At 59.4% G+C, this 4,056-nt stretch carries 4 protein-coding genes; 1 reads left to right on the forward strand and 3 read right to left on the reverse strand.

The window, feature by feature from the left end; translation table 11 throughout:
- The first annotated feature begins 215 nt into the window (after window positions 1-215).
- Window positions 216-1,298, forward strand: coding sequence for a DUF2235 domain-containing protein (locus VGL70_15215; protein HEY3304872.1), 1,083 nt, complete (start codon window positions 216-218; stop codon window positions 1,296-1,298).
- A 158-nt stretch (window positions 1,299-1,456) separates the two neighbouring features.
- On the opposite strand, the gene VGL70_15220 is transcribed toward VGL70_15215, so the two are convergent.
- The 3 genes from VGL70_15220 to VGL70_15230 form a co-directional block, all read right to left on the reverse strand.
- Window positions 1,457-3,166, reverse strand: a complete 1,710-nt coding sequence (locus VGL70_15220) for an iron ABC transporter permease (protein ID HEY3304873.1) — start codon at window positions 3,164-3,166, stop codon at window positions 1,457-1,459.
- A 10-nt stretch (window positions 3,167-3,176) separates the two neighbouring features.
- The gene (locus VGL70_15225) at window positions 3,177-3,716 is read right to left on the reverse strand and encodes an RNA 2'-phosphotransferase (GenBank protein ID HEY3304874.1); all 540 of its coding nucleotides are present in this window, start codon (window positions 3,714-3,716) and stop codon (window positions 3,177-3,179) included.
- Between the two features lie 78 nt (window positions 3,717-3,794).
- Window positions 3,795-4,056, reverse strand: a 262-nt coding sequence (locus tag VGL70_15230; protein ID HEY3304875.1) for an NAD-binding protein, incomplete at its 5' end; no start/stop codon positions are given.

A 4,056-nucleotide genomic window follows, 5' to 3' on the forward strand; every position in this document is an offset into this window, starting at 1 on the left:
TTCGATGACAGTGACTTTTACGACTACAGCCACAATACTCCGAAGGGGGCTGAAAAAATCGGCCATTACCTGTATGAGAAGCTAAGGCCAATTTCTAATAATTTTCAATAAGCGTTAACGGAGTCCAGAGCTTACCAAGCGGCACAACAAGTCATCGAGCCGACCGTCCGACGGCATCTCTTGCATCGTTCCTGCCTAATCCAAAGGAGGGCGCCATGAAAAAACTTATTCTTTGCTGCGATGGAACATGGAACAGCGCGGACCAGGAGAACGCCGGCGTTCCGTGCCCGACGAACGTCGTCAAGCTCGGCTACCGGGTCGCCAAGCGCGACGGCGCCACGCCGCAAATTATCTACTACGACCAGGGCGTGGGCACCGGAAACGTGCTCGACCGAGCCTCCGGCGGCGCGTTAGGCGAAGGCCTGGAGGACAATATCCACGACGCTTATCGATTCCTCGTCGCAAACTACGAGCCCGACGACGAACTCTATTTATTCGGTTTCAGCCGCGGTGCGTTCACCGCGCGGAGCATCGGCGGAATGATCCGCAAATGCGGAATTTTACGCCGCGAGTTTGTCCAGCATTACCGGGATGCGATTGCTTTGTACCGGTCGGAAGATCATCCCGACGATGAAGTTCCGAAGAAGTTCAGGAAGGATTACTCCGTTTCCGCAACGGACATCCAGATCAAGTTCATCGGCGTCTGGGATACCGTGGGCGCGCTCGGCATACCGCTCCGTGGGCTTCGATGGATCACCCGGGGGGAACACCAGTTTCACGACACGGCGCTCAGTGGAACGGTCGAACACGCCTATCACGCTCTGGCCATCGACGAACATCGCGCGCCCTTCGAGCCGACGCTCTGGGCGTACAAACCTAAGGACGGGCAGAAAGTCGAGCAGGTTTGGTTTTGCGGCGCTCACAGCGACGTTGGCGGCGGCTATGCTCAAGTTGGGCTGTCGGACATCGCTTTGGAATGGATGATGGGCAAAGCGCGCGGCGCGGGCCTCGCTTTCGACGACACTACGATCGCGGCTCGCCCGTTGCACCCGGACCCGCGCGGCGAGCTGCATAATTCCAAAACCGGCTTGTACCGCGCCACCCCCGGCATCGACCGTCCCATAGGCTTCTCGACCAAAGATCCGAAAAATCCCACGGACGCGCCCAAGCAGGCGGACCCGACACAGTCGGTCCACGAGAGTGTCAGAGCGCGCTGGGACGGCGATCCGAGTTACCGCCCATCTTCCTTACGGGATTATTTTAAGCGAAGCGGCGATGCCCGCGGAGAGGAAAGGTAGCGAAGGAGTCCACGAGGCACTGCCAATTTCCGCCGGAGGTGAATCAGTCTCAGGCTGAGCCTGCGGCTAAAAGGCTCGCCCCTGAGGAACCAGAGAAATGAGGCTCCATCGATAGGATTCCCAGCGGGATCAATAAGTCCGGGCTTACACTATTTCGCCTAGCTCTGCTGCACGGAAAATTTTCCGCCGATCCAGCGCGCCACCAGGCTGATCGCAAGGAGCACGACCACGAGGCTCATCCCCAGGGCCGAGAGCTCCGGGTATTGTCCCGAGTCCCACAGCTCCAGAATGACCACGGACAGCACCTCGGTTCCGCTGCGGTAAAGCATGATCGACGTGGACAGCTCGCGGAACGAATGCGTGATCACGTAGATCCATCCGGCGACGAAGCCGGGGAGCAGCAGCGGCACGAGCACGCGCGTGAACGTGTACGGCCATGACGCGCCGCTCACCTCCGACGCCTCTTCCAGTTCCTTCTGAATCTGATGCATCGAGGTCGAGCACGCCCTCATGCCGTACGGCAGGTATTTGATCACGTAGGCGATGAGGAGGATCCAGAGCGTGCCGTAGATCGGGATCGGCAAGGTGAGATAGAGCCAGAGAATGGCGATGCCGAGCACCAGGCCGGGGACCGCGATCGGGCTGAAGGCGAGAAAGTCCAGCGTCCCTTTCAGCGGCGAGCGCGAGCGCACGACGATCCAGGCGATGATCGCGGTAAGGAACATAACGATCGTCGCGCTGGAGACGCCCAAAACCAGGCTGTTCCAAAACGCCCGGTCGATCACGGGAAGACTCAACAGCCTCTTGTAGTTGCCGAGCGTCAAGCTCGCCAGCGCATCTTTGGACGGCGGCATGTAGAACGGAAGGAAAGAAGACCAGACCACGATCAAGACGGGGAGGATGAAAAGCACGAACGCGAACAACAAAGTGATTAACGCGAGGGGATACCGCCATCGGCCCAGATCGAAGGCGACGGGTCGATAACCTTTTCCGGTGATGGTGGTGAAACGCTCCGATACTTTTGTCGCCTTCAAATAGAGCACGATGCCGATCGCCGTGATCACGAGGTAAACCACGGCAAACGTGCTGGCGAGACCGAAATTCGCGCTTTTCTGCGTGGCCAGATAGACTTCCGTCGCGAAAACCAAGATGCCCGACGGGATGCCGATCAGCGCCGGCACCTCGAAGTTCTCGATCGCGCGCACAAAGCTGATCATCCACACCGCCAGAATCGCCGGCAGGAGAATCCTGAGCGTAATCAGAAACGTGGTGCGCACGATGCCCGTGCCGGAGATGACGGCGGCCTCTTCCAGAGACGGATCCATCGAACGAAAGGATGCGCTCAAGAGGAGAAACGCGAGCGGGATCTGGTCGCTGCCGAGGACCCAGATCATGCCGGCCATGTTGTAGAGCTCCAGCGGCTGCTCCAGGCCGAAGAATTCCCTGCCGATCAAGTTGACCAGGCCCGATCTCCGGCTGAACAGCATGATCCAGCCGATCGTCGTCAATAAACCGGGAACGATCAGCGGGACGAGAATGGCGCCGTAGACGGCTTTTTTCAGCGGCATATTGGTCCGCTCGGTCACCCAGGCGAGATAAACCCCGCCGAGAAAAGCCAGCAGACTCGATCCCACGCCGAAGATGAGCGAGTTCATGATCGAACGGACCATCTCCGGACGCTCGAAAAGCGTGGCGTAGTGGCTGAGCGTAAAGGCGCCCGGGACGCCGGGCGGGCTGCTTTTAAAGCTGCCGTAAATCAACATGGCCAGGGGAACGACGGTGAGATAGGCGATCAGAAGCACGACGAAGAACAAGACGACGGCGCCCGGCTGAAAACGGATTTTAAAAAGACGGGATATGATTTTCACCGACGGCGATTCACCTCTCCCACAGAGAAAGAAATCGCGCCGGGATTTCGCCCGACAAGTAGAGCGGGCCCGAGACGTAAAAACAAATCCCGCTCGCGTGGGCGGCGCGCGAATCGACGACCAGAATCGCCGGGCTGGGATCGCGCCGCCGGCCGACGGCCAACGCTTCTTCCAGAGACGCGCTCAGATGAACGTAGGTCCGGCCGCGCGGCTTGAGCCCCTCGCGCAGAATCGCCTCGGCCAGGTCGCGGGCCGAGCCGTGATACAGACGGTCGGGCGGCGCGATGCTCTCGCCGCCAAGATCGATGGGAAACGAGTGGCCGTAAGTCGCGCGCACTTTGTCTTCGCGCATCTCGAAGCGCTGTTTGTCCGAGCCCGCGATCACGGCGCGGATCTGTTCATCGGTCACGTCGGGAAAACGGGCCTGCAATTGCTGCTTCAACTCGCTCCACGAGACAAACCCGCTCCGGTCGAAGCGAAGCGGGTAATCCTGCGGACGGTGGCGCAGCAAAAAGCTCAGGAAGCGAGACAGGCGATCGAGCGGAACCATAAAAAGGAATTAGGAATTGGGAGTTGGGAATTAGCAGCCGGGAGGCGGTATTCAGAATTCCCTCCCGGCTACCGAATTCTAGGTCCTTTTTTTCTCCCCTGAGATCAACTGGTAGACGTGATAGGCGATGCCGGTCGCCTCGTAGCCATCGAGCCCGTTGGCCTGAGCGATCCCGAACATTTGATACGCCAGCGCGGCGAACGGCATCGGTACCTGCATCTCGCGGGCCATGTCCAGTCCGAAGCCGACGTCTTTCGGCATCCACGACTTCCGCGGCTTGAAATTTCGGCTCACAAGCGTCTGGCACATGCGCTCGATCCCCTCCGAATGGCTCTGGGAA

It is taken from the genome of Candidatus Binatia bacterium (genome assembly GCA_036504975.1).
GTDB lineage: Bacteria > Desulfobacterota > Binatia > UBA9968 > UBA9968 > JAJPJQ01.